General features: G+C 50.9%; 1 protein-coding gene. It reads left to right on the top strand.

The genetic code is table 11. The features are described from left to right. Window positions 1-192: hypothetical protein (locus ACUHMQ_RS21215; protein WP_445297417.1), on the top strand; the 192-nt coding region annotated here is incomplete at its 5' end. Window positions 193-334 lie beyond the last annotated feature (142 nt).

Raw genomic sequence — 334 nt, 5'->3', positions numbered from 1 at the left:
GGGCTATGCCGCCAAGGATTGGAAGACGGCCATGAACCAATTCGCTATTCTTTACGCGGATCGGTTTATTCGATCATCCGTGTGAATCTCAAACCCGCCTTGAACACGGAAATCCTGACACCCCCCTCAGAATGCTCATTTACCACGCGTAAACTCCGCTTCTTCGACTGTTTTCGCCTTGTCTTGCTCTAGCTCGTGAGGCTTTAGACTGACCTGTCCTGACAACCGTAGACACACCCACTTCAAATGCAGACCAATTGCCTGCTGAATTTTTCTGCAAACACCGCCGGTGCCAAATTACCTAGCCGAGAGTGGCGTCGTTGGCGGTTGTAAA

Source organism: Chitinimonas violaceus, assembly GCF_052601015.1.
This window is presented reverse-complemented; position numbering and strand designations above follow the sequence as displayed.